Source organism: Bacillus sp. FSL K6-0138 (assembly GCF_037982765.1).
GTDB classification, from domain to species: Bacteria; Bacillota; Bacilli; order Bacillales; family Bacillaceae; genus Bacillus; species Bacillus glycinifermentans.
The window spans coordinates 2,983,151-3,008,510 of the sequence record NZ_CP150286.1; the positions used below are offsets into that span (position 1 = coordinate 2,983,151).

The 25,360-nt window shown below is 46.2% G+C and carries 26 protein-coding genes; 11 read left to right on the top strand and 15 right to left on the bottom strand.

The genetic code is table 11. The features are described from left to right. Positions 1–83 precede the first annotated feature (83 nt). Positions 84–359, bottom strand: a complete 276-nt coding sequence (locus MHB78_RS15835; RefSeq protein ID WP_046130610.1) for a UPF0223 family protein — start codon at positions 357–359, stop codon at positions 84–86. A 219-nt stretch (positions 360–578) separates the two neighbouring features. Here MHB78_RS15835 and MHB78_RS15840 point away from each other — a divergent pair, with 219 nt between their 5' ends. After that, positions 579–2,051, top strand: coding sequence for an aminotransferase class I/II-fold pyridoxal phosphate-dependent enzyme (locus tag MHB78_RS15840; protein WP_046130607.1), 1,473 nt, complete (start codon positions 579–581; stop codon positions 2,049–2,051). Positions 2,052–2,101: 50 nt separating this feature from the next. Here MHB78_RS15840 and MHB78_RS15845 read toward each other — a convergent pair whose 3' ends face one another. Beyond that, positions 2,102–2,221 (bottom strand): GapA-binding peptide SR1P, encoded by a 120-nt coding sequence (locus tag MHB78_RS15845; RefSeq protein WP_082094090.1) that lies wholly within the window; start codon positions 2,219–2,221, stop codon positions 2,102–2,104. A 379-nt stretch (positions 2,222–2,600) separates the two neighbouring features. Between MHB78_RS15845 and MHB78_RS15850 the strand changes: the two genes are divergently transcribed. Then, positions 2,601–2,987, top strand: a complete 387-nt coding sequence (locus MHB78_RS15850; RefSeq protein WP_231947443.1) for a hypothetical protein — start codon at positions 2,601–2,603, stop codon at positions 2,985–2,987. Between the two features lie 32 nt (positions 2,988–3,019). Here MHB78_RS15850 and lpdA read toward each other — a convergent pair whose 3' ends face one another. From lpdA to MHB78_RS15875, 5 genes are all read right to left on the bottom strand, one after another. Then, entirely contained in the window at positions 3,020–4,432 is a 1,413-nt protein-coding gene (gene lpdA / locus MHB78_RS15855) for a dihydrolipoyl dehydrogenase (protein ID WP_046130605.1), read from the bottom strand. A 4-nt stretch (positions 4,433–4,436) separates the two neighbouring features. Continuing rightward, the gene (locus MHB78_RS15860; RefSeq protein ID WP_046130604.1) at positions 4,437–5,765 is read right to left on the bottom strand and encodes a dihydrolipoamide acetyltransferase family protein; all 1,329 of its coding nucleotides are present in this window, start codon (positions 5,763–5,765) and stop codon (positions 4,437–4,439) included. Between the two features lie 155 nt (positions 5,766–5,920). After that, the gene (gene pdhB, locus MHB78_RS15865) at positions 5,921–6,898 is read right to left on the bottom strand and encodes a pyruvate dehydrogenase complex E1 component subunit beta (RefSeq protein ID WP_046130603.1); all 978 of its coding nucleotides are present in this window, start codon (positions 6,896–6,898) and stop codon (positions 5,921–5,923) included. 3 nt (positions 6,899–6,901) lie between these two features. Next, positions 6,902–8,017 (bottom strand): pyruvate dehydrogenase (acetyl-transferring) E1 component subunit alpha, encoded by a 1,116-nt coding sequence (pdhA, locus tag MHB78_RS15870; protein ID WP_046130602.1) that lies wholly within the window; start codon positions 8,015–8,017, stop codon positions 6,902–6,904. Between the two features lie 398 nt (positions 8,018–8,415). Then, the gene (locus MHB78_RS15875) at positions 8,416–9,072 is read right to left on the bottom strand and encodes a YkyA family protein (protein ID WP_046130609.1); all 657 of its coding nucleotides are present in this window, start codon (positions 9,070–9,072) and stop codon (positions 8,416–8,418) included. 278 nt (positions 9,073–9,350) lie between these two features. Here MHB78_RS15875 and MHB78_RS15880 point away from each other — a divergent pair, with 278 nt between their 5' ends. Beyond that, on the top strand, positions 9,351–9,482 hold the full coding sequence (locus tag MHB78_RS15880; RefSeq protein ID WP_082094089.1) for a YjcZ family sporulation protein: 132 nt from the start codon (positions 9,351–9,353) through the stop codon (positions 9,480–9,482). Between the two features lie 119 nt (positions 9,483–9,601). Beyond that, positions 9,602–10,156, top strand: a complete 555-nt coding sequence (gene def / locus MHB78_RS15885; protein WP_046130608.1) for a peptide deformylase — start codon at positions 9,602–9,604, stop codon at positions 10,154–10,156. A 38-nt stretch (positions 10,157–10,194) separates the two neighbouring features. Here def and MHB78_RS15890 read toward each other — a convergent pair whose 3' ends face one another. Continuing rightward, positions 10,195–10,968: a Cof-type HAD-IIB family hydrolase gene (locus MHB78_RS15890; RefSeq protein ID WP_046130601.1), complete on the bottom strand. Its 774-nt coding sequence runs from the start codon at positions 10,966–10,968 to the stop codon at positions 10,195–10,197. Between the two features lie 400 nt (positions 10,969–11,368). On the opposite strand from MHB78_RS15890, the gene MHB78_RS15895 reads away from it, so the two are divergent. Then, entirely contained in the window at positions 11,369–11,578 is a 210-nt protein-coding gene (locus MHB78_RS15895; RefSeq protein WP_046130600.1) for a DNA-dependent RNA polymerase subunit epsilon, read from the top strand. Between the two features lie 4 nt (positions 11,579–11,582). Next, a complete protein-coding gene (gene rnjA / locus MHB78_RS15900; RefSeq protein ID WP_046130599.1) occupies positions 11,583–13,250 on the top strand; it encodes a ribonuclease J1 in 1,668 nt (555 codons plus the stop codon). A gap of 44 nt (positions 13,251–13,294) precedes the next feature. Here the strand turns inward: rnjA and MHB78_RS15905 are convergent, their stop codons facing one another. From MHB78_RS15905 to MHB78_RS15925, 5 genes are all read right to left on the bottom strand, one after another. Beyond that, positions 13,295–14,725 (bottom strand): IS1182 family transposase, encoded by a 1,431-nt coding sequence (locus tag MHB78_RS15905; RefSeq protein WP_065894389.1) that lies wholly within the window; start codon positions 14,723–14,725, stop codon positions 13,295–13,297. Positions 14,726–14,848: 123 nt separating this feature from the next. Further along, positions 14,849–16,567, bottom strand: a complete 1,719-nt coding sequence (gene ade, locus MHB78_RS15910; RefSeq protein WP_046132235.1) for an adenine deaminase — start codon at positions 16,565–16,567, stop codon at positions 14,849–14,851. Positions 16,568–16,690: 123 nt separating this feature from the next. Next, complete coding sequence (locus MHB78_RS15915) at positions 16,691–17,356, bottom strand: TrkA family potassium uptake protein (RefSeq protein ID WP_046132236.1); 666 nt, start codon at positions 17,354–17,356, stop codon at positions 16,691–16,693. A gap of 85 nt (positions 17,357–17,441) precedes the next feature. Beyond that, on the bottom strand, positions 17,442–18,764 hold the full coding sequence (locus MHB78_RS15920; RefSeq protein WP_046132237.1) for an ATP-binding protein: 1,323 nt from the start codon (positions 18,762–18,764) through the stop codon (positions 17,442–17,444). Between the two features lie 201 nt (positions 18,765–18,965). After that, complete coding sequence (locus MHB78_RS15925; RefSeq protein ID WP_046132238.1) at positions 18,966–19,253, bottom strand: AbrB/MazE/SpoVT family DNA-binding domain-containing protein; 288 nt, start codon at positions 19,251–19,253, stop codon at positions 18,966–18,968. 308 nt (positions 19,254–19,561) lie between these two features. Here MHB78_RS15925 and mreBH point away from each other — a divergent pair, with 308 nt between their 5' ends. From mreBH to MHB78_RS15940, 3 genes are all read left to right on the top strand, one after another. Further along, entirely contained in the window at positions 19,562–20,569 is a 1,008-nt protein-coding gene (gene mreBH / locus MHB78_RS15930; protein WP_046132239.1) for a rod-share determining protein MreBH, read from the top strand. Positions 20,570–20,642: 73 nt separating this feature from the next. After that, positions 20,643–20,774, top strand: a complete 132-nt coding sequence (locus tag MHB78_RS15935; protein WP_096891714.1) for a protein YkpC — start codon at positions 20,643–20,645, stop codon at positions 20,772–20,774. 88 nt (positions 20,775–20,862) lie between these two features. Then, positions 20,863–22,095: an aminopeptidase gene (locus tag MHB78_RS15940; protein ID WP_046132240.1), complete on the top strand. Its 1,233-nt coding sequence runs from the start codon at positions 20,863–20,865 to the stop codon at positions 22,093–22,095. 326 nt (positions 22,096–22,421) lie between these two features. On the opposite strand, the gene MHB78_RS15945 is transcribed toward MHB78_RS15940, so the two are convergent. After that, complete coding sequence (locus tag MHB78_RS15945) at positions 22,422–24,041, bottom strand: ATP-binding cassette domain-containing protein (RefSeq protein ID WP_046132242.1); 1,620 nt, start codon at positions 24,039–24,041, stop codon at positions 22,422–22,424. A 161-nt stretch (positions 24,042–24,202) separates the two neighbouring features. Between MHB78_RS15945 and MHB78_RS15950 the strand changes: the two genes are divergently transcribed. Further along, positions 24,203–24,445: a hypothetical protein gene (locus tag MHB78_RS15950; protein WP_046132243.1), complete on the top strand. Its 243-nt coding sequence runs from the start codon at positions 24,203–24,205 to the stop codon at positions 24,443–24,445. 12 nt (positions 24,446–24,457) lie between these two features. Further along, complete coding sequence (locus MHB78_RS15955) at positions 24,458–24,727, top strand: hypothetical protein (protein WP_046132244.1); 270 nt, start codon at positions 24,458–24,460, stop codon at positions 24,725–24,727. A gap of 43 nt (positions 24,728–24,770) precedes the next feature. Here MHB78_RS15955 and lepB read toward each other — a convergent pair whose 3' ends face one another. Continuing rightward, on the bottom strand, positions 24,771–25,331 hold the full coding sequence (gene lepB / locus MHB78_RS15960; protein ID WP_046132245.1) for a signal peptidase I: 561 nt from the start codon (positions 25,329–25,331) through the stop codon (positions 24,771–24,773). Positions 25,332–25,360 lie beyond the last annotated feature (29 nt).

A 25,360-nucleotide genomic window follows, 5' to 3' on the forward strand; every position in this document is an offset into this window, starting at 1 on the left:
TAAAATGGACAAAAACAGGTCGGATTTTTAAAATCCGACCTGTTTTGTCAACGGTCTGGAGGGATGAACACATTCATCCCTTTTTACATTTTGATTTTATCGTCTTCTGTCAGTTCTTTTGCCTTTTTTACCACCCGGTACGGAGAATAATCGCTCACCTCTTCAAACTGGCTGCACAGCTTTTTTTCCTCGGCTTTTCCAGGCACGATCTCTTTGAATCGACGGTATGCGCTCATTAATACATCGCGCTTTACGCCCTTTTCGTAAGCGAGCTCGACAGCCTGGAAAAACGAAATGACATCAATCGCTTCTTCGGTGCTCCAGTCTTCATCCATCGGATATTGATATTCTTCTTCCATTTTCTTCATCTCCTTGTAACGGCTTTGTTCTATGTAGTATTCGTTTTCTTTTTTGCGTCTATCCAAGGGCATGTTCCATCCCCTTAGAAAGATCTTAAATTGTTCTTTACATTCTTTCAAGAACATAATATAATTCATTTGTTTTATGCCATCAAGGAAAATAAAATCGATTTTGACTAACAATAAGCAGTAGGCATCTACATGAAGGTGGGAATACAATTGTTGCAGCACGAAACACCCTTATTTACCGGTTTAAAAAAACACGCTGAAAAGCAGCCGATTCAATTCCATATTCCCGGGCACAAAAAAGGGTCTGGAATGGATCCTGAATTCAGACAGTTCATCGGCGAAAATGCGTTAAGTATAGATTTAATCAATATTGAGCCGCTTGATGATCTCCACGCTCCAAAAGGGATCATCAAAGAGGCGCAGGACTTGGCGGCTGAAGCGTTCGGCGCCGACTACACGTTCTTTTCCGTTCAAGGAACAAGCGGGGCCATCATGACGATGGTCATGGCAGTCTGCGGGCCGGGAGACAAGATCATCGTTCCGAGAAACGTTCATAAATCGGTTATGTCGGCAATCGTATTTTCCGGTGCTGTGCCGATCTTCGTTCACCCTGAAATCGACGATGAGTTCGGGATTTCTCACGGTATTACGCCTGAATCAGCAAAAAAAGCGCTGCTTGAGCATCCAGATGCAAAAGGGCTTCTCGTGATCAATCCGACGTATTTCGGCATTGCGGCCGATTTAAAAAGCATCGTCGATGTGGCGCATTCGTTCAACGTCCCTGTCCTTGTGGATGAAGCGCACGGCGTTCATATCCACTTCCATGAGGATCTGCCTGTTTCAGCCATGCAGGCGGGAGCTGATATGGCGGCAACAAGCGTTCATAAACTCGGCGGGTCACTGACACAAAGCTCAGTGCTCAATATGAAAGAAGGACTCGTATCAAAAGAGAGGGTGCAGTCGATTTTGAGCATGTTGACGACGACGTCGACATCCTACTTGCTGCTTGCTTCCCTCGATGTCGCCAGAAAACGCCTGGCAACAGAAGGGCATGAATTGATCGAACAAACGATTCAACTCGCCAACCAAACGCGGGAGCGCATCAATCACATTAAAGGGCTCTTTTGCGCCGGCAGGGACATCCTCGGTTCAAAAGCAGCCTATGACTATGACCCGACGAAGCTGATTATCTCTGTGAAAAACCTCGGTTTGACAGGGCATGATGTAGAAAAATGGCTTCGCGAATCCTATCATATCGAAGTTGAGCTTTCTGACTTGTACAACATCCTTTGCATCTTTACGCCGGGAGACCGCAGCGAGGATGCAGAAGCGCTGATCAAGGCGCTGACGGAAATCGCCCGCCAGGCTGTTTCATCCGGAGTAAGCAAAACAAAGCCTGAAGTGCTTCTTCCCGATATCCCTGCCCTTGCAATGACGCCCCGTGATGCATTTTACGCAAATACGGAAGTCGTCCCGTTTAAACAAGCGGCCGGACGGATTATCGCAGAGTTTGTCATGGTTTATCCTCCAGGCATACCGATCTTCATACCGGGCGAGATCATTACAGAGGAAAACATCACCTACATTGAAAAAAACCTTGAAGCGGGCCTTCCTGTTCAAGGGCCTGAAGATGACACGCTCCATATGATCCGGGTCATTAAAGAACAGCAGGCAATCCTGTAAAATACGAAAGCATGCGGCCGATTTGATCTGATGCCGCATGCTTTTTTTGTCTATTTCTCCTCTTCGTGACAGCAGTTGCAATGTCCGCACGTTCCGTAAAGAACCGTCACCTTTTCATCCTCAAAATGCTGAATGGTTTCATTGCATTCTTGACAAACGATCGTTCCCATCTTTCATTCCCCTTTTCATTTCAAAATGGAAGCGTTTAATTTTGTTACCCTTATAATATGATGTCACATTAACATTGTCAATGGTAAATTGTATAACACATTCATATTATTTTTGTATGTTTTTTAACGATTGAACAATCCGGTATTTCATGTTTATTCACACTTTAAGCATGTGCAGAACGTTTTTTTAAGACCTGTGTCATTTTTCCTAATTTATCCTGTTATTAAGAAACATTCCGCAAATGAAACAAGAGTTATCAATTTGATAACAAATCGGTAACAACGAATGGATTTTCCTATTATCATGATAAAATAGGAATTGTTTACTAATTGAACAGTTATGTAAAAACAGGTAAATTGACTTGCATTTTTAAGAGAGGTGAAGGGACGGATGCTGTGTCGGGCTGTTATCACCGCTGTTTGTATCCTTTTTTTTGCGAGTGGATGTTCTTTATCTCACATCTCGGCTGATCAGAATGAGCAAAATGACAATACACATCGCGTCAAGCTTCTCTTTTTTTCCGATGACGAGCATATGGAACAGGAAGTCGCATACTATGATGCTCTGATGGATTTAAAACAGGAGTTTCCAAAGCAGGTTTCAGGTATGGAAATCTTGCATGAAAAGGGAGATTGGAAAAAGGACGTGCACACATTTCCAAGCTTGCTGCTTGTCCATGATAAAAAAGTACTGGTCAAGATTGAGGGAAAAATAAAAGACAAAGCAAAAATCGTGGAGCTTCTTCGAAAACAATTAAAAAAATAAGAAATCCCCGGAAAAAGGGGATTTCTTATTTTTTATTTTACGATATGGATCGGCAGGCCGATTGCTACTTCGGCAGCTTCCATTGTGATTTCTCCCAATGTTGGATGAGCGTGGATCGTCATGGCGATATCTTCTGCAGTCATTCCTGCTTCGATTGCCAGGCTCAGCTCAGAAATCATATCAGAAGCGCTCGCGCCGGCGATTTGTGCACCGATAACGAGTCCGTCTTCTTTGCGTGTCACAAGTTTAAGGAAACCGTCAGTTTGATTGAGTGACAGCGCGCGTCCGTTTGCAGCAAACGGGAATTTCGCAGCAGTGATTTCAATGCCTTCCTCTTTCGCTTGTGCTTCAGTATAGCCGACTGATGCAAGCTCAGGCTCAGAGAAGACAACTGCAGGAATTCCGAGGTAGTCGATCTCAGCAGCTTCACCGGAAATGGCTTCAGCGGCAATTTTACCTTCGTAAGACGCTTTGTGTGCAAGCGGCGGGCCTTCGATGATATCACCGATTGCGTAAATGTTTGGAATGTTTGTACGGCATTGCTTATCTGTTTTGATGATGCCGCGGTCTGTCATTTCGACGCCTACTTGCTCAAGGCCAAGCTCATCCGTATTTGGACGGCGACCGACAGTGATCAGTACGTAATCTGCATCAACGGTTTTTTCTTCACCTTTTACTTCAAAAGTGACTGTTACGCCGTCAGCTTTTTCTTCAACGCCTTTTGCCATCGCGTTTGTATGGATCTCAACATTGCCTTTTTTCTTAAGGTTGCGTTTGACAAGAGAACTCATTTGTTTTTCAAAGCCAGGAAGAATTTCGTCTCCGCCTTCTAAAATAACAAGTTCAGTACCAAAGTTTGCATACGCTGTTCCAAGCTCTGTTCCGATATATCCGCCGCCGATTACGACAAGCTTCTTAGGAATTTCTTTAAGAGCCAAAGCGCCGGTTGAATTCAGTACACGGTCGCTATATTTGAAGTTTGGCAATTCAATAGGGCGAGAACCCGTAGCGATGATCGCATTTTTGAACGTGTAAGTCTGAGCTGAATTCTCATCCATTACACGGACAGAGTTGCTGTCTACAAAATACGCTTCACCTTTTACGATATCGACTTTGTTGCCTTTCAGAAGGCCTTCAACACCGCCGGTAAGCTTGTTCACGACAGAGGCTTTCCATTCTTGAACTTTTGTAAAGTCCACTGTTACGTTTTCAGCAGTGATCCCCATATCTTCAGAATGCTTTGCATTCTCATAACGGTGGCCTGCATTGATCAGAGCTTTAGAAGGAATACATCCGACATTCAGACATACGCCTCCAAGATTGCCTTTTTCAACGATTGTTACTTTTTGTCCAAGCTGGGCAGCGCGGATGGCAGCTACATAGCCGCCAGGTCCCGCACCGATGACAAGAGTATCTGTTTCAATAGGGAAATCTCCTACTACCATGACATTACGCCTCCATTAAAATTAATTGTGGATCGTTCAGTAAACGCTTGATGTGATTCAACGCGTTTTGAGCAGTTGCTCCGTCGATCATACGGTGGTCAAAGCTCAAGGAAAGAGCAAGAACAGGTGCAACGACAATTTCACCGTCACGAACAACGGCTTTCTCAGCAATGCGGCCGATTCCAAGGATCGCAACCTCAGGATGGTTGATAACCGGTGTGAACCATTGTCCGCCCGCAGAACCGATGTTTGTGATCGTGCAAGAAGCGCCTTTCATTTCAGCAGGAGCAAGCTTTCCTTCGCGCGCTTTTGTAGCAAGTTCGTTGATTTCGTTTGAAATCTCAAAAATCGCTTTGCGATCCGCGTGTTTAACAACCGGTACAAGCAGGCCTTTATCTGTGTCTGCTGCGATTCCGATGTTGTAGTAGTGCTTCTGAATAACTTCATCAGTGTTATCGTCAATTGATGTGTTCAATACTGGATACTTTTTAAGAGCTGATGTTAAAGCTTTCACCACATAAGGGAGGTAAGTAAGCTTAATGCCTTGGTCAGCCGCAACTTGCTTAAACTGCTTGCGGTGTGCCACAAGGTTTGTAACATCGACTTCGTCCATTAATGTAACGTGTGGAGCCGTATGTTTTGAATTTACCATTGCTTTTGCGATTGCTTTGCGGATTCCGCTCATTTTTTCGCGTGTTTCCGGGAATTCGCCTTCCGGAGCTTGAGCTTGAGCTGAAGGTTGTGCGGCTGTTTCCGCTTTTTTGTCTGCTTGCGCAGCCGGAGCTTCCGCATTTCCGCCGCTTAAGAAGCTGTCGATATCTTCTTTGAGAACGCGGCCGTTTTTGCCGGATCCGGCAACTTTCGCGATCTCTACGCCTTTTTCGCGAGCGTATTTACGTACGGAAGGCATCGCGATAACGCGTTTATTCGGATCTGCATCCGCTTGGTCCTGCTTGCCTGCGCCTGTTTCTTGTGCCGGCTGTTCAGGACTCTTCGCTTTGTCCAGATCTTGACCGCCTTCGGCTGAAGACTGAACTTGTTCTTCTGTTTTGGCGTCGCCAGAGTCGTCGCCTTTAAATTGAAGATCTTCGTAACCCGGTGCATCAAATGTGATAATCGTCTGCCCGACAGTTGCGACTGTTCCCTCTTCAACTTTTAATTCTAATACTTTTCCTTTAACAGGTGAAGGAATTTCTACAACAGCTTTGTCGTTTTGAACCTCTGCCAAAACGTCGTCTTCGTTTACCTCATCGTTTGGCTTGACGAACCATTTTACGATTTCGCCTTCGTGGATTCCTTCCCCGATATCTGGAAGTTTAAATTCAAATGCCACAGTTCTCGACCTCCTAAGATATTTACGTAGTTGATAAATCCGTCAGCCGGGCGTCCCGGCCGACCGTCAGTTACACGGCTAAATGTTTCCGTCTGACTGTGGAAATGCATGAGGGAAAAATATGTATGACATCTTTTCCCTTTCCGGTTGTCAGATTAAAATTCCAACACTTTTTTCGCAGTCTCAAGCACGTCTTTATGGTTTGGAAGCCAAACGCTTTCAGCTTGAGAGAACGGGAATACAGTGTCAGGTGCAGCGACGCGAAGCACAGGCGCTTCAAGGCTAAGAATTGCGCGGTCGTTGATTTCGGCTACGACGTTAGCCCCGACGCCTGCTTGTTTTTGAGCCTCTTGAACGACGATTGCACGGCCTGTTTTTTCAACTGACGCGATGATCGTTTCAATATCAAGCGGGCTGACAGTGCGAAGGTCAATAACCTCAGCAGATACGCCTTCTTTTTCAAGTTCTTCTGCAGCTTTTAATGATTCGTGAACCATCGCTCCGTATGTGATAATGGAAAGATCTGTACCTTCACGCTTCACATCAGCTTTGCCGATTTCGATCGTGTACTCTTCCTCAGGAACCTCCTGGCGGAATGAACGGTAAAGCTTCATGTGCTCAAGGAAAACAACCGGATCGTTGTCGCGGATCGCGGAAATCAAAAGTCCTTTTGCATCGTACGGAGTTGAAGGAATTACCACTTTAAGACCAGGCTGCTGCGCAACAAGCCCTTCAAGGCTGTCGGCATGAAGCTCAGGCGTGTGAACGCCGCCGCCGAACGGAGAACGGATCGTCACAGGGGAAGTCCAGCGTCCGCCGGAACGGTAGCGCATCCGAGCCATTTGGCCGGAAACGGAATCCATTACTTCATAAACGAAACCGAAAAATTGAATTTCCATTACCGGACGGTAGCCTTGTAAGCCCAGACCGAGCGCAAGACCGCCGATACCAGATTCAGCAAGAGGAGTGTCAAATACGCGATCCTCACCAAACTCTTTTTGCAATCCTTCAGTCGCACGGAATACGCCGCCGTTAACACCGACGTCTTCTCCGAAAACTAAGACATTTTCGTCATTTTTCAGTTCTGTGCGTAACGCATCAGTGATTGCTTGAATCATTGTCATTTGCGCCATGGCTTACTTCGACTCCTTCTCTTTATAAATTTCCTTTTGTTCTGCAAGGTTGTAAGGAAGCTCTTCATACATGATGTCGATCAGGTCGGTCACTTTTTGCTTCGGCTCTTCGTCGGCTTTTTTGATTGCCTGTTTGATCTCTTCTTTCGCTTCTTCGATTACCTTGTTTTCTTCTTCTTCAGACCATAGGCCTTTAGCTTCCAAGAACTTGCGGAAACGGACAAGCGGATCTTTCTGCTCCCACTCATTCTCGATTTCTTTTGTGCGGTATTTCGTCGGATCGTCTCCGGCCATTGTATGAGGACCGTAACGGAAGCAAAGCGTTTCAATCAGAGTAGGGCCTTCGCCGTTGATCGCGCGTTCGCGAGCTTCGCGTGTAGCGGCATATACAGCAAGCGCATCCATTCCGTCTACTTGAACGCCGACGATACCTGCGGCTGCAGCTTTTTGAGCAATCGTCTCAGCAGCTGACTGCTTTTCGACAGGCGTTGAAATCGCATAGCGGTTATTTTGAACAACGAAGATAGCCGGAGCTTTGTAAGCGCCCGCGAAGTTGATTCCTTCGTAGAAATCCCCTTGAGAAGCTCCTCCGTCACCTGTATAAGTAATCGCCACAGCCTGTTTGCCGCGCTTTTTCAGACCGAGAGCCACACCGGCTGTCTGAATGTACTGCGCACCGATGATGATTTGCGGTGAAAGCGCATTAACATCGTCAGGCATTTGGTTTCCACGGAAGTGTCCGCGTGAGAACAGGAACGCCTGATAAAGCGGAAGACCGTGCCAGATCAGCTGCGGAACGTCACGGTAGCCGGGAAGGACGAAGTCTTCTTTCTCAAGCGCAAAATGCGTAGCAATTTGAGAAGCTTCCTGACCTGCAGTCGGCGCATAGAAACCAAGGCGGCCTTGTCTGTTTAAAGAAATGGAACGCTGGTCTAAAATACGCGTATACACCATGCGGCGCATTAATTCTTTTAATTGATCATCAGATAAATCAGGCATTGCCGCTTCGTTTACGACTTTGCCTTCTTCATTCAAAATTTGAAACGTTTCGAACTGCTTTTTAATGGCATCAAATTGCTTTTTGCTATCAACGATTGCTTTTTTCGTTTTTGCAGCCATATTAAAGTCACCTCTTCCTTTCTTTTGACAGTCATAGACGTGTAATCCTTATACATACAGAATTAGGGTGTCCTAAATTGTCAGGCGCAACTCATATTTATTTCATATTAGCCGCTGTACTTGTTGTCGAAACATTTTATGTAAGGACAGCCCGACGCGTTCTAAAACTGTATCATTTATCGCTTGCTACAAACTAATACAACAAGTTCCACCACCGCTAAGTTTACACCAGTCGATGGTACTCGTCAATCGATTTCATTCCCGAAATTCAATAAATGTATTCGCTTTACTAAAACACTGTTTTCACGCTCTTCACCCTGTTATAAAACTGTTCTAGTATAAACCTCAAACTGTATTACAATAGCTTTGCAGATTTTGTCGAAAAAAGGAGAGCCGAATCAACGGCTCTCCTTGACATCAAACCCTGCGGCCTTGTAAAAATCTTTTTTCGCTTTGTTGTAGTCTGTCGTGTAGGTATTAAAGCGTTCGTTTTGCTTTAACACTGCATCGTATGATTTGTTGATTTTATTCAGCTGCGCTTCAAGCTCGCTAAGTCCGGCGTCTTTATTCTGAAGCAGTTTGTACAGTTCTTTATCAAGCCCGAGCGCATCCTGATAGGACTTGTAGAGATTGTCATACGCCAGGTAGCGCTTTTCCATATAGGAAGCCGCGCTTTGCGCTTTCTTCTTGACTTTCTGATCGTCGATTTTTTCGACGGAAGCTTTGTGCGCCTCAAACTCCTTTTTGGCCTTATCGATGCTTTCTTTTTCCGATTTCAAATGCCGCTCCCGTTTATCGGCAGATGTGAGCGCTTTTTCTGAGAGGGCAACGACTTGGTCAAAATCATCCATATTGAGTTTCATCATCTTGTCGTAAAGCTTTGATTCGGTTTGCTCCAGGCTTTTCAGAGATTTCTGCTCCTTTTGAAACGGCTTTTCCAGATCTACGACCTTTTCGAACGCGGCGTGCAGCGAGTCCACCGGATCTTCCCACCAGCATCCCGCAAGCAGAAAGGCCGCCGCGCAAAAGACGGCAATGCCGGTCGGCACGCGCATTTTTAAAGATTTCACTTTCGTATTTCCCCCAATCTAAACACAAATTCAACTATAAAGCGTCTTCGTTTGTTTGACAACCGAAGTCCCTGTCTCTATCGGACAAGCTGATACAAAATCGGTATGTATCAGCTTGTCCGATTTAGAACAGCTGACCCGGGAAATTTGCGCGAAAGTGGGCATTCGACTATACAACCTTTACGCTTTTACATAATTTATATTAGACGCTATGCCTACCAACGAAAAAAGGCTTTGCGTAAATTTACGGAGGAGGTCTTAATATGTACGGTTATTGCTGCCCTTCATATGGATACGGGTATGGCGGTTATGGTTACGGCCGCACATTCGCTTTGATCGTTGTTCTATTTATATTGCTGATTATTGTAGGTGCCGCTTATTTAGGGTGCTGCTAGTACCTGTGCAATGACCAGCCGAAACAGGCTGGTCATTTTACCAATGCGCTTTTTCAGACATTGCGCGGCATGCAAATGATCCGCTATACTTTACATATTAATCATTGGGAGTGAAGATGTTGATCACGATGGAAAACATTGTCCGCGACGGTCATCCCGCATTAAGGACCGTCGCCGAAGAAGTTCAATTGCCGGCAAACGAAACAGAAATCAAACAACTGACTGAAATGATCGAATTCGTCAAGAACAGTCAGGACCCCGAAATCGCTAAAAAATACAACCTTCGTCCAGGGGTAGGCCTTGCCGCTCCGCAAATTAACGTCAATAAACGGATGATCGCCGTTCATGCCGAAAGCGAGGACGGTACATTATACAGCTACGCGCTTTTCAATCCGAAGATCGTCAGCCACTCAGTCGAGAAAAGCTATTTGACGAGCGGAGAAGGCTGCCTTTCCGTCGATGAGCCGATTCCGGGCTATGTGCCGAGATATGCGCGGATCAGGGTAAAAGGAACGACCCTTGAAGGGGAGAATATTGACATTCGATTAAAAGGATTTCCCGCAATCGTCTTTCAGCACGAAATCGATCATTTGAACGGTGTGATGTTCTATGATCATATCGACAAAGAAAACCCGCTGAAAGAGCCGGATCATGCAATACCGGTCGGCAGATAACAAAAAAACGGATCATGCTTTGATCCGCTTTTTTTGGATTATTTCAAAAGGCCGAGCGACTCAACCGCAAACGCAATTCCGTCCTCATCGACGGGTTTTGTAATAAAATCGGCGGCTTTTTTCAACTCTGGTACAGCATTTCCCATCGCCACTCCGGTGCCTGCAAATTTGATCATTTGCAAATCGTTCAGCCCGTCTCCGAACGCGTATGTGTCCTCCCTGTCAAATGGAAGCTTTTCGATGACTTTTTTAATCCCTTCGGCCTTTGATCCCCCCGCAGGCAGCACATCTGTCGAACGCTCGTGCCAGCGGACGAGGTCGAATTCGCTGAAGCGGCCGTATTGGCGTTCATCTGCCTCCTCACAAAACAAAAGCACCTGGAAAATGTCCCTGCCTTTATAATAAGAGCGGTCAAATTGCGGCGGATCGACTTTTAAGCTGCCGATTCCCTCGTGAATAAAGGGATGATCATCGACAGAAGACCGCATGCCTTCCTCTCCCATAAAAACGATGGGATGGCCGCATTGGTCTGAATGCGCAAGCAGCGCTTCAAGGGATTGCCCGGAAAGGGGGTTTTTATAGATGACGTCCCCTTCGAACACAACATATTGGCCGTTATAAGATATAAACGAGTCGATGCCGAGCTCTTCAAGCACTGGACTGACCATAAAAGGGGCCCGTCCGGTGGCGATGAAAACGTGGTGTCCCCGCTCCTTCAAATTGGAAATGGCCGTTTTTGCACTCGCGGGAATGGTTTTATCGTGGTCATAAATCGTTCCGTCAATATCAAAGAAAATCAGTTTTTTATCCATGACTGTGAATCCTTCTCCCTTAGTTGTATGATTTTATCATTCCTCTGTTCCATCATACAAAAACTGAAGCGTTCAGAAAACCTTCGCAACCCGAAAATCAAAACAAAATTGCATTCCAATAATATCCATGTAACAATGAGCAAATTCGTCATATAATAGAACTAAAGGTAACAAGGCCGGTTTGGGACAAGTCAGCGAAAGGAGGAATAAGACATGCTTCGCCGCCTTCGAAAAAAATTAAAAAAACAATTAAACGGCATGATGCGCAGAAAATCAATTGCGTAAAAAGGACCTTCACACAGGTGAACAGGTCCTTTTTTTCTCAATGCTTTTCTTATGAGGCAATTTCGCATATAATAGAAAGATGAGTCTAACAATCGGCAGTTAAGGAGAGATTTGGATGATTTATAAGGTATTTTTTCAGAGCAGCAATGACGAAGTACCTGTTCGTGAAAAAACAGATTCAATTTTTGTGGAAGCTCAATCTGAACGTGATGTCAGATCTAAATTAAAATCATACAACTACAACATTGAGTTTATACAGGAAGTTGAAGGCGCTTTTTTAGAATTTGAAAAACAGAGCGAAAAATTTAAAGTATTGGAGTTATGAGTGAATGAAATTTGTTAAAAACGATCAAACGGCCGTTTTTGCCTTGGGCGGACTGGGGGAAATCGGCAAAAATACGTACTGCGTTCAATTTCAGGATGAGATCGTGCTAATTGACGCGGGGATTAAGTTTCCGGAAGACGAGCTTCTCGGAATCGACTACGTTATCCCCGACTACACCTATCTGGTCAAAAACGAAGAAAAGATCAAAGGCCTTTTTATTACACACGGACACGAAGACCACATCGGCGGCATTCCGTACCTGCTCAAACAGGTGAACGTACCGGTTTACGGTGGGCAGCTTGCGATCGGCCTTTTAAGAAAGAAGCTTGAAGAGCACGGCCTCTTGCGCCAGACAAAGCTTCATATTATTGAAGAGGACGATATTGTCAAGTTCAGAAAAACGTCGGTTTCTTTCTTCAGGACGACACACAGCATTCCGGACTCATACGGTATTGTCGTAAAAACACCGCAAGGAAATATCGTACATACCGGCGATTTTAAATTCGATTTTACGCCGGTAGGCGAACCGGCCAACTTGACCAAAATGGCCGAAATCGGAAAAGAAGGCGTTCTCTGCCTCCTTTCTGACAGCACAAACAGCGAAATTCCGGATTTCACGATGTCGGAGCGCAAAGTCGGGGAAAGCATTGATGACATTTTCCGCAAGGTCGAAGGCAGAATCATCTTTGCCACCTTTGCCTCAAACATCCACCGTCTTCAGCAGGTGATCGAAGCAGCGGTTGCCAACGGCCGGAAGGTGGCCGTATTCGGACGAAGCATGGAATCGGCGATTGAAATCGGACAAACTCTCGGGTATATTAAATGCCCTAAAAACACGTTTGTTGAAGCCAATGAAATCAACAGGCTTCCGGCCGGAAAAGTGACGATTCTCTGTACGGGTAGCCAAGGCGAGCCGATGGCGGCTCTCTCGAGAATCGCAAACGGCACGCACCGGCAAATTTCGATCAACCCGGGGGATACAGTCGTATTTTCATCATCTCCGATCCCGGGCAATACGATCAGCGTCAGCCGCACGATCAACCAGCTGTACCGGGCAGGAGCGGATGTTATCCACGGCGCGGTAACGAACATCCATACATCCGGACACGGGGGCCAGGAAGAGCAAAAGCTGATGCTCCGCCTGATCAAGCCGAAGTTCTTCATGCCGATTCACGGTGAATACAGAATGCAAAAAATGCACGTGAAATTGGCGACAGACTGCGGAATTCCCGAGGAAAACTGCTTTATCATGGACAATGGCGAGGTGCTGGCGCTGACGAGCGAAGAAGCATCAGTCGCCGGAAAAGTCCCTTCCGGAAACGTTTATATTGACGGAAGCGGCATCGGCGATATCGGCAACATCGTCCTGCGCGACCGGAGAATCCTTTCTGAGGAAGGGCTCGTCATCGTCGTCGTCAGCATTAACATGAAGGAATTCAAAATTTCCGCCGGACCTGATTTAATTTCAAGAGGGTTTGTCTACATGAGGGAGTCAGGCGACCTCATCAATGACGCTCAGGAACTGATTGCCGGACATTTGAGAAAAGTGATGGAGCGCAAAACGACACAGTGGTCTGAAATCAAAAACGAAATTACAGACACGCTTGCACCTTTCTTGTACGAAAAAACAAAACGCCGTCCGATGATACTTCCAATCATTATGGAAGTATAATCGCGGCGCACTAAAAAAACGGATGCACCTTATCAGTGCATCCGTCAGACCGTTGACAAAACAGGTCGGATTTTAAAAATCCGACCTGTTTTTGTCCATTTTATTCTATTATTTCGATCAGAAGGCTGGCGATTAGGACCCTTCCAGGTCCAATTCGCCAGCTTTTTCAGATTCATGGCAGCGAAAACAAGCATCGCCTGCATGGACAATTTTTTCTTTCCCCGTAGGGTTGTCCAGCGCAGGCCATGCTTATGTTTTAAATCGGCAAAAACTCGCTCGATCGTCTCTTTACGTTTGGCATAGATTTGTTTATTCTCTTCCGTATGCCGAAGATGATCAGCTTCGTCTAAATGATCCTGCCAGATATGTCTGTGAATCATCTTTCGATGATCTCTACTTTCTGTACATGTATGTAGTAATGGACATTGTTTACATCGTTTTGGATCTGAAGCATACTCTCGATAACCTTGCCGATTGGTTGTGCGATAGGAGAGAATATGGTCTTGCGGGCAGATATAGACATCATAAAATTCATCGTAAACATACTCGTGTTTTCTCATGAATCCTTTTTTGGTTTGCGGACGCGTGTAAGGCATAACAGGGCGAACGTTTTCTTCATGAAGAAATTTTGCGATAACCGGTGTTTTGTATCCGGCATCAACTGCGACCGTATGAGGCTTGGCAACGCGCTCTTTTACTTGTTGAAACAGCGACGCGAACACTTGGCTGTCATGGATATTGGCAGGCTCAACAACCGTTCCCAGCACAAATCCGTTCCGATCACAAGCTGTATGAAATCCATAGGCAAAAAGACGTTCTCGTTCGCCTTTGACAAAATATCCGCTCTCAGGATCAGTTGTACTTTCCTTTACTTCTCGTTCCTCTAAGCATCGCCTGGGCTTTAAGGGCTTTTTTCCGTTCGCTTCGCGATCGGCATTAATTTCTTGATCTAGCTGCTCCTGATAAGCTCTTGTTTCTTTTCTTACGATCTTTTTCACAAACTTTTTCTTATTGGCATTCGCTTTGACATGTGTGCTGTCGATGAAGGCGACCGAAGGATCGACGAGGCCGAGATCCATGGCTTGACGTAAAATCTTATAGAAGATTGTTTCAAATAGGTCTGTGTCATGAAAGCGACGTTCATAGTTTTTACTGAAGGTTGAAAAATGAGGGATTTTTTCAGAGAATCCATATCCAATAAACCAGCGATAGGCTACATCAGTTTCGATTCGCTTAATGGTTTCGCGCATGGAGCGATGACCAAACACGTATTGAATGAGCACCATTTTAATCAGTACAACAGGATCAATACTTGGACGCCCTTTTGAAGAATAAAGAGGGGCAACTTTTTCATAAATAAATGAAAAATCAATGGCTTCTTCCATCTTCCTGACCAAATGGTCTTCAGGTACAAGCTCACTTAAGGCAAAGACTTCAAGCTGTTCACGCTGATCTTTAGAGTGTTTGGTCAACATGGTAAAACCTCCAAAAATTAGATTCCACACACATTTTAACAAAAAAAGCTTGTCGATCAAGCCACTTTTTTTGTGACTTTGTCGACAAGCTGACGGATGCACCTTATCAGTGCATCCGTTTTTTCATTGCACGGAAATGTGCGTGAACGCTTTAACACCAAACAGCCCTTCGGTCGTCATCTTCACATCAGGAATGACCGGCAGCGCCAAAAAGGAAAGCGTTAAAAACGGATTGAAGCTTCCTGAAAAACCGGTTTGTTTCAAGGCGCCATGAAGCGATTTCAAGCTCTTGTTGACCTCTTCCAGCGGTTTGTCTGATAAAAGCCCTGCGATCGGCAGTGCGACGGAATGGAGCTCTTTTCCCCCTTTCGCGACGGTCAGTCCTCCGCCGATCTTGCCCAAGATGCCAGCCGCTTTCATCATATCCTCATCATTCGTGACGACGGCGATGAAATTGTGTGAATCATGCGATATCGTCGCTGCGATTGCTCCCTCTTTCAATCCGAATCCCTTTACAATCCCAAGGCCGATTTCCTTTATACCCCGGTGGCGTTCAATCACCGCGATCTTCAGCAAATCTCTTTCCGGATCTGCACGGAAAAACGCCCCGTCTTTCGGCTTAGCGATGACGAGCTTTGTTTCAAGCTGGTTGGGAATGATTTCGATGATGCGAACGTCCTTGTCCCGAACAAGGGGAATCCTGAGGTCCTCCGCCTGTAAATCGGGGAGATGCACCGTCTCGAGCAGCGCCGGTTCAGGCTTAGAGGCGGCGGCGTCCGCTTCATTCAGTCCGCTGTACACCTTCCCGTTAATCATCGTCTTTGTGATGCGTACATTCTTTAAATCGCTGATAAAGAGGAGATCTGCATCATAGCCCGGAGCGACCGCACCTTTCGTTTTTAACCCATAGCATTCTGCGGCATTGAGGCTTCCCATTTGATAGGCAAGAAAGGGATCAAGCCCTGACAGGATGGCGAGCTTCACCTGGTGATTAATGCTCCCTTCATCGATCAGCTCGTCCAAGTGCTTATCATCCGTACAAAAAAAGAAGCGCCTTGCATTTTTTTCGTTTACGGCGGGCAGTACGCTGCGCACATTCTTTGCCACAGAGCCTTCCCTGAGCATGACATACATTCCCCGTCTGATGCGTTCAAGCGCTTCTTCAGGAGTTGTGACCTCATGATCTGTCAGAACCCCCGCCGCCCGGTAGATGTTGACGTATTTAGCCGTAAGCCCAGCTAAATGACCGTCGATCCGCTTGCCCGCTGCTTGCGCGTCAAACAGCTTTTGCGTCATGCCCGCCGCCAAAGATTCCACTGAAACGCAATCCATCACTTCCGCCAGGCCGAGTACATCTTCCCGGCTGTAAAACGGTTTTAAATCATCGGCATAAAGAGCGGCGCCCGATTTTTCAAACGCCGCCGCCGGTACGCACGAAGGGAGCATGAAATAGATGTTCAGCGGGGTCAGCCGGGCCTGTTCCATCATGAAATGCAGACCTTTTACCCCTGAGACATTCGCGATTTCATGAGGGTCTGTTATAACGGTCGTCACCCCGTGGGGAATCACCGCTTTTGCAAACTCCGGCGGCGTCACCATAGAAGACTCGATATGGACATGGCCGTCGATAAAGCCGGGAACAATCATCTGTCCCTCTGCGTCGATGACCTCTTCGCCCTCGTAATCGCCTAACCCGACGATGGCTCCGTCTGTGATGGCTATGTCTTGCTCGATCCATTCCTGATTAAAAACATCCATTATTTTTCCGTTTTTGATCACAATATCAGCTTTTCTGCGATGTCCCGCAGCACCAAGCCGGTGAATGAACATCTGTTTCTCCAAAGGTATAAAGCCCCTCTCGTTTTGTTATGTATATTGTTCAATATCGTATCTGAATCGATTGAAACAGTCAATGAAAAGATAAAAAAACCGCAAGCGAAAAACGCTTGCGGCATAAGCCGTACATTATGAATGCTGAAAAACCTTTTTCTCAAAACGGTCGATATCGGGATTGGAGCCGATGACAATGAGAATATCATCCTTTTGAATCTCCTCGGTGGCAAGCGGGGACACGATCACTTCTTTTCCGCGTTTAATCGCAACGATATTAATTCCGTACCTCGCCCTGATATCGAGGTCAAGCAGCGTATTTCCCGCGAGCCTGCTGTTGGCTACAATTTCGACAAGGCTGTGCTCATCTGACAGTTCGAGATAATCAAGCACATTGTTGGACACGATGTTATGCGCGATTCTTTTGCCCATATCACGCTCCGGATGAACGATCCGGTCAGCTCCGATTTTCGATAGTACCTTTTCATGATAATCATTCTGCGCCTTGACGGTAATCGATTTAACGCCCAGCTCTTTTAGCATGAGGGTAGTCAGGATGCTCGCTTGAATATCTTCTCCGATCGCCACGATGACATGGTCAAAATTGCGCAGCCCAAGATTTTTCAGGACGGACTCGTCTGTCGTGTCGCCTATGACTGCATGAGAAGCGATCTTCGCGTATTCGTTGACACGGTCCTCGTCCCTGTCGATCGCCATCACCTCAAGGCCTTCTTCACTTAATGTCTTGCAAATGCTGCCGCCAAACCGGCCGAGTCCGATTACAGCAAATTCTTTTTTCATCGAAAATTCCTCCATGGGTCAATCTTTTACAAATTCTATCATATGAAAAAGGTTTTTTCCTCTTTTTCTTCATATGTATGTTCATTCAGGTTGCATGACTCAATTTCTGCGATTTTTCGTATTGTGCGCCCTCCTCAAGCGGCAGCAAAATGTGGAATGTGCTCCCTTCGCCCAATTTGCTGTCTACCTTTAGTTCCCCGTTATGGGCGCCGATGATATTTAAACAGATCGTAAGCCCGAGCCCTGTGCCTTCCTGTTTTGTCGAAAAGAAAGGTTCGCCGATCTTGGCCAGTTCATCTTGTGACATGCCTCCGCCTTCATCTTTGATGCTGATTTTCACAAAGCTTGCTTCCTTCTCTGATGAAATCGTGATTTTTCCTCCGTCAGGCATCGCTTCGATCCCGTTTTTGATCAAGTTGATGAACACTTGCTTGATTTGATTTTCGTCGCCGTTTATTTCCCACTCTCTTCCTTCCTTTTGAAAGGCTTTTTCGATTTCGATATGGGACAAAACCGCATTTGTTTCAAGCAGGGTCGTGACCTGCTGCAACACGGAATTGATCTTGATTTTTTTAAACTGAACCTGATGGGGCTTTGCCAATACGAGCAGCTCCCCGAGCACGGAATCAATCCGTTTGATTTCAGAAAAGATAATGTCAAAATACTCGGTTCTGTCAGGGTATTCCGTTTTCATCAGCTGCAGGAACCCATTTACAGATGTGAGCGGATTTCTCACCTCGTGTGCGATTCCTGCGGCAAGCTGACCGGCCATCGCCAGCTTCTGAGACTGCATGGCAAGGCGCTGATTTGATTTCAAAAGCTCCATTTCCGTGTTCTTTCTCTCTGTAACATCTGTCAGCGTGCCTAAGCTTCCCGTAAATTGGCCATTCGTATAATAAAGCTTATAGTGCACTTCACCCCAAAACTTGCTTCCGTCTTTGCGGTGGTACAGAACTTCGATTCTTCCTTCCCGCTCCCTGTTCTTCAGCTGGCTCATCAGATGATTCGAGATGCGCTCTTCATGATCAAAATAATCATTGTACATCGTTCCGAGACTTTCTTCAATGCTGAAGCCGGTCAGGGTGGTCCACGCCTGGTTCAAGAAGGTGATGTTGCCTTTCCGGTCGGTTTGAAACACGATTTCCTGAAGGTTGTCCATAATCCGGTTCGTTGCCGCCGAAAGCTCTTTATATTGTTTTTCGCTTTCCTTCAGCTTATAAACAAGCTGATTGGATTCATCGATGTACAGCGTCAGCCACCATACGCTGACCAATGTCACAAGTGTAAACAGCAGATCAACCGTCCAGTTAATTTGATTTCCCAATATCCCGTAAAATAAATAATTCCAAAACATAATAAAAGTCATTGCCAAAGCGGTCGCAATGATCCGTCCTTGATATCTTTTCATGACCCCACCTGCCACTTGTATTTCTCTGTTAATTGTAACATTCTTTACACCATCTTTGAGAGGATTGTTCGAAGTATTTATCGTCTGTATTGCCGAATTTTTCAGTGACGGTGATGTCGGTCATCTTTTCGGAGGAAACCGATTTCTGAACCAATTGGCAAAAAAAGCCCTGCCCGGGTGAACAGGCAGGGCGGCTCAATGTTACGATTTGGCCTGGTCCAGCGCGCTTTTGAGTTCTTCCAAAAGCAATTTGGCGCCATCCGGGCTGAGCGTAATGTTTCCGTTTCCGTATTCGCGGTTTTCGGATGTAATCTCTCCGGTTATCAGACAAACGCCGTAAGGTTTATATTTTTTCAAAACGATTTTATCCTTGTCAACGAAAAATTCAATGCTGTCCTTGATTGAGATATCAAGCGCCCTTCTCAATTCAATCGGCATCACAATGCGGCCGAGTTCATCTACTTTTCTCACAACTCCTATGGATTTCAAAGTCTTTCGCCTTCTTCCTCATTATGTTTCTATTTTTCTAAGATATTGTCTTAGTATAACGATAGACGTACAATAGGGGAAAAAGGTTTCCCCCTTTCAGACAAAAAATCCGCGCAATAAAAATGAAATAATTTTCTCATGATGCCAATATGAGGTCATCATTTTACAGGTTTTTTTCAATGTCGTCACAGACCCCCAAAAATCGATGTTTTTCAGAGAAAATTTAAATGGAATGAATATCTTTTTCTCAACGCGAAGAAAAACCATTTCGTTTATCAAAAAATTTTAAATAGAGATTGGGTGAAAATATGTTTCAAACAACCGAGATCGGAATTGATCTAGGAACAGCGAACATACTGGTTTACAGTAAAAACAAAGGAATCATTTTAAACGAACCTTCCGTCGTTGCCGTTGATACGGAAACAAAAAGCGTTTTGGCCGTCGGAATCGAAGCGAAAAACATGATCGGAAAGACACCGGGCAAAATCGTCGCAGTCCGTCCGCTGAAAGACGGGGTTATTGCCGACTACGACATGACGACCGACCTTTTAAAACAGATCATGAAAAAAGCCGGGAAAAACATCGGCTTTACATTCAGAAAGCCGAGCGTCGTCGTCTGCACGCCTTCCGGCTCGACCGCTGTCGAAAGACGGGCCATCAGCGACGCCGTCAAAAACTGCGGCGCCAAACAGGTCCACTTGATCGAAGAGCCTGTCGCAGCGGCAATCGGCGCAGACCTGCCTGTCGATGAACCCGTCGCCAACGTCGTCGTCGATATCGGCGGCGGTACGACTGAAGTGGCGATTATTTCGTTCGGAGGCGTCGTATCCTGCCACTCGATCCGAATCGGCGGCGATCAGCTTGATGAAGACATCGTTTCATTCGTACGAAAAAAATACAACCTGCTGATCGGGGAACGGACAGCCGAGGAAGTCAAAATCGAAATCGGCTATGCTTTGATTGAGCATGAAACGAAGACGATGGAAGTCAGGGGACGCGATCTTGTCACAGGCCTGCCAAAAACGATTACGCTTGAATCAAACGAGATCCAGGCAGCGATGCGCGAGTCCCTTCTTCACATTATCGAAGCGATCAGAGCAACGCTTGAGGACTGTCCTCCGGAACTGAGCGGAGACATCGTCGACCGCGGCGTCATTTTAACGGGTGGCGGCGCCCTCTTGAACGGCATCAAAGAATGGCTCTCCCAGGAAATCGTCGTTCCTGTCCACGTTGCTGCAAATCCGCTTGAATCCGTGGCCATCGGGACCGGCCGTTCTCTTGACGTAATTCACAAATTGCAAAAAGCCGCTAAATAATTTTATTTTTAACGTCTTTTTTGCAGACTTTCTTCATATCGTGGGAAATGGAGTAACGATAAGGAGGAAGAACATGCTCAAGGATTTGGGAAGACGCGTGGCCATTACCGCTATCTTAAGCGGGATCATTTTAGGCGGGATCAGTGTTTCGCTCAGCAACATGCCGAGCTCTCCCCCCGGCCAGACAGCCAAAATAAACCGCTGAAAAAGTTCGCAGCCTGCCCGCTGCGAACTTTTTATTTTGAGTCAAAATTTGTTATGATGTTATGGACAATAAAGGAGGTTTTGCAAACATGAGTTCATTTACCGATAAACTTAGTAAATACGCCCAGCTTGTCATAGAAGTAGGTGTCAACGTTCAAAAAGGACAGCAAGTCGTGATCAACGCTTCGACGGAGATTCGCGACTTCGTACGCCTGCTCGTAAAAAGCGCATATGAAAGAGGAGCAAAACATGTGACAGTCCGCTGGCAGGATGACGTCGTCACCAGACTGAAATATGAGCTTGCACCAACTGAAGCGTTCGAAGAGTATCCGGAATGGGAAGCAAAAGGCATGGAAACGCTCGCCAAAGAGGGTGCAGCATTTATTTCGATTGTCTCATCAGGTCCCGACCTTTTGAAAGGAATCGATTCAAAACGGATTGCAGCACAGCAAAAAGCGGCCGGAAAAGCTTTGCATACATACAGACAAATGATTCAGTCCGATAAAGTGAGCTGGACTGTCGTGGCAGCCCCCTCTCCGGCATGGGCGAAAAAAGTGTTCCCTGAAAGCAGCGAAGAAAAAGCGGTGCAAATGCTTTGGGACGAAATTTTCAAGACGACCCGCGTCGACCGCGAAGACCCGGTCAAAGCATGGAAAGAGCACGATCAGACGCTTCGCGATAAAGTGAGCGTTTTAAACGAAAAGCATTATCAGGCCCTTCATTATAAAGCAAAAGGCACGGACCTCACGATTGAACTTCCTGAAAAACACGTCTGGGTCGGGGCCGGAAGCGTTAATGAAAAGGGCGATGAATTCATGGCCAACATGCCGACGGAAGAGGTGTTTACCGCTCCGAAAAAAGACGGGGTGAACGGAACCGTTTCCAGCACAAAACCGCTGAGCTACGGAGGAAACATCATTGACGGCTTTACGCTGACGTTTGAAAACGGACGGATTACCGATGTCAAAGCAGAGCAGGGCGAGGATATTTTAAAAGAGCTGGTCGAGACGGACGAAGGCTCGCACTACCTGGGCGAAGTCGCACTGGTAGCCCACGATTCGCCGATCTCAAAATCAAATATCCTGTTTTATAACACGCTGTTTGACGAAAATGCTTCAAATCATCTTGCCATCGGAAGCGGGTATGCGTTCAACATCGAAGGCGGCAAAGAAATGACGCGCGAACAGCTGGCAAAGGAAGGGTTGAATGAAAGCATCACCCATGTCGATTTCATGATCGGCTCAGGCGAAATGGACATCGACGGAATCACGGCCGACGGAAAAAGAGAACCAATCTTCCGCAACGGCAATTGGGCTTTTTAAGGCTGGCACATCCGCACATGCGAAAGGGCTTCAAATGGAAGCCCTTTTTATGATGCTCCGCCCGGAAACTGTCCGTTTGTTGCACAGGATGTCAACAACCGGTGCAATTATCCTGCTGCTGAGTGACCCGAAACCCTTGCAGTCTAGGAAGGCCGGGCATCAGAGCGGACTTTCACAGGATGTGATGACGGCGGCGTTCAGGCAGGACGCCTGAGCGTTTAGCCGCCGTTCCTTTCTTACTCGTGAGCACCGACTTAGCAGGCCTGGCAACGAATGCAAGGGTTTGTCGACACGCTGAAAGCCCGCCGAAGAGGCGGGCTTTCGTGTTATGCGTATAACTCGGCCAATTTGCTTTGAACCGTTTTGTCTTCTAAAAACTCATCATAGGTCATTTGCTTATCAACGATGCCGTTTGGCGTAATTTCGATGATCCGGTTGGCAATCGTCTGAACGAACTGATGGTCGTGGGACGTAAACAGCATGGCGCCTTTAAAGCTGATTAAGCCGTTGTTCAACGCGGTAATCGACTCAAGGTCCAAGTGGTTTGTCGGCTCATCAAGCACAAGCACGTTCGCTCCTGAAAGCATCATTTTTGACAGCATGCAGCGGACTTTTTCTCCCCCTGACAAGACGCTTGCCTTTTTGAGCACTTCTTCACCGGAGAACAGCATCCGGCCTAAAAATCCGCGCAAAAAGCTTTCGCTCTGATCGTTCGGCGAAAATTGGCGAAGCCAGTCGACAAGGTTCATATCGCTGTTCTCGAAAAACTCGCTGTTGTCCTTCGGGAAAAAGGCCTGCGATGTTGTCACGCCCCATTTAAAGGTTCCGCTGTCAGGCTCCATTTCCCCCGCCAAAATTTTAAACAGCGTCGTGGCGGCAAGCTCATTCCGGCCCGTAAAAGCGATTTTATCGTCTTTATTCATCATAAAGCTCACCGAATCAAGCACTTTCACGCCGTCGATTGTTTTGGAAAGATCCTGAACAACAAGCACGTCATTGCCAATTTCGCGTTCCGGCGTGAAGTTGACGTACGGATATTTCCGCGATGACGGTTTAATGTCATCGAGCGTAATTTTTTCAAGCAGTTTTTTTCTGGAAGTCGCCTGCTTCGATTTGGAAGCATTTGCGCTGAATCTGGCAACAAACTCTTGAAGCTGTTTGATCTGTTCTTCTTTCTTCTTATTGGCTTCCTGAGCCATTTTAAGCGCAAGCTGGCTTGATTCATACCAGAAATCATAGTTGCCGACGTAAATTTGGATTTTGTTGAAATCGAGGTCGGCGATATGCGTACATACTTTATTTAAAAAGTGGCGGTCATGCGATACGACGATAACCGTATTCTCAAAGTTGATCAGAAACTCTTCAAGCCACTGGATCGCCTGAATATCAAGGTGGTTTGTCGGCTCATCCAAAAGAAGTACGTCAGGCTTGCCGAATAGCGCTTGTGCAAGCAGAACTTTCACTTTGTCAGATCCGCCGAGATCGGCCATTTTCTTCGTATGAAGCTCTTCGGGAATACCGAGTCCTTTCAGCAGGATCGCCGCTTCCCCTTCAGCTTCCCAGCCGTTCAGCTCGGCAAATTCACCTTCAAGCTCTGCAGCGCGAATGCCGTCTTCATCGGAAAAATCCGGCTTCATGTAAATAGCATCCTTTTCCTGCATGACTTCGTACAGGCGCTTATGGCCCATGATGACGACTTTCAGCACTTCGTGTTCCTCGTATTCAAAGTGGTTCTGCTTCAGCACGGCGAGGCGCTCTCCCGGGCTCATGTGAACGTCTCCGGTCTGCGGCTCGATCTCCCCTGATAATATCTTCAAAAAGGTAGATTTCCCCGCTCCGTTTGCTCCGATTAACCCGTAGCAATTTCCAGGCGTAAATTTAATGTTTACATCTTCAAACAGCTTCCGGTCCGCAAACCGCAAGCTGACATTACTCACAGCTATCATGTAATATCCTCCATCACTAATACTTCATTAAAAAGAGTATAACACGAATAGTCTTTAAGAGAAATGCTTTGCTTTTTTACAATAAAGTTTTAAAGCAATATGAACACTTGCATCTATGTTGTTACAATATGTTACAATTAATGTGGATTGGGGGATGGAATATGAATATAAAAGATGATCCTGATATTAAAAGATGGATAAACATGAGGCCGTGGCATGCGCTGTTCGTCTCGCTCGCGATGGTGATTTCCACGATGTCGATCGGATTTTTTAAAGGCTATGATATGTGGACGACGGACTTTCTTATTTTTTCGTGCCTTTTAGCCTTTTTCGGCCTTCTTGTAGGCTGGCTCCAAAAGATATATTATAAAAAAGTAATGTTCGGGGAAAACACGGAAAATTAGACGGAGGAAAACATGAAGCTTATCACTCTGACAGAATACTGCATGTTTATTTTTTTTACCGGGGTATATGTGGCGGTAACCGGTTTTACGGCGCGCGATCTCGGCCTTTATCTCGGAATCGCCATCATTTATACGTTCGTACATATCGCAGCAAAGCGCATGCTGACAAAGCACGGAAAAGAAGCCGCCGACATCAAGCTCTTCTACAGCGTGCTCCTTATTACAGCTTCGGTGTTCATTACCGTGCTGTTTATTATAGTACTGGCTTCATTCTCATCATAAAAGAAAAAACGCCTGGCGTCCGATGCGGACGTCAGGCGTTTTTTTAATCTGTTTTTCGGATTTCATTAAACGGGAAAAACACAAATTCCGATGTCCCGGCTATCCGCTTTTTATCAATCAGCCCGAGGCCGTTCCGGCTGTCCATCGATCTCTGGCGGTTGTCGCCCATCACGAAGTACTTGCCTTCAGGAACTTTGACAGGACCGAAGTCACCGGTCAGCTTCACCCCGACTTCCTCAGCTTCTTTTTTGTTGTGCGAAAGATACGGCTCATCCACTTTCTTCCCGTTAATGAGAAGCGTGTCATCCTTCATTTGCACAGTATCTCCCGGCAGACCGATCAGGCGTTTGACATAGTGGACATTTTTTTCATCGCCGTCGATAATGACGATGTCTCCCCGCTTCAATTCCCCGGCATATTTCACCGTTTTATAAACAAACAAGCGTTCCCCGTCGTGGAGCGTCGGGTCCATCGATGTCCCTTCGACTAAATACGGCTCGAATAAAAACGTCCTGATCAATAGAGCCAGAGCGACTGCAATGACAATGGCTTTTACCCATTCAAAGAGAGAACTTTTCTTTTTGGCGGATTTTTCTTCAGTCAAAACGCTTCCTCCTAAAACAGTCTATCACG